This window comes from Vibrio genomosp. F10 str. 9ZD137 (genome assembly GCF_049974785.1).
In the GTDB taxonomy this organism is placed as follows: domain Bacteria; phylum Pseudomonadota; class Gammaproteobacteria; order Enterobacterales; family Vibrionaceae; genus Vibrio.
The window spans coordinates 1-202 of the sequence record NZ_JBNGCJ010001004.1; the positions used below are offsets into that span (position 1 = coordinate 1).

General features: G+C 49.0%; 1 protein-coding gene. It reads left to right on the forward strand.

Features of this window, described 5'->3' with window-relative positions; translation table 11 throughout:
• Window positions 1-202, forward strand: a 202-nt coding sequence (locus tag ACP45E_RS21530) for a pyridoxal-phosphate dependent enzyme (protein ID WP_141707478.1), incomplete at both ends; no start/stop codon positions are given.

Genomic DNA, 202 nt, shown 5'->3' on the forward strand with positions numbered 1-202 from the left:
GTACTTCATGGCAGTAACTTTGATGAAGCGAAATCCGAAGCTGAACGGTTGTCAGAAAAGCACGGCTATACCTTTGTTCCTCCCTTTGATCACCCATTAGTGATTGCAGGGCAAGGCACGATAGGCATGGAGATGTTGCAGCAAAATGGTCACCTAGATTATATCTTTGTGCCGGTTGGTGGCGGTGGTTTAGCGGCTGGGG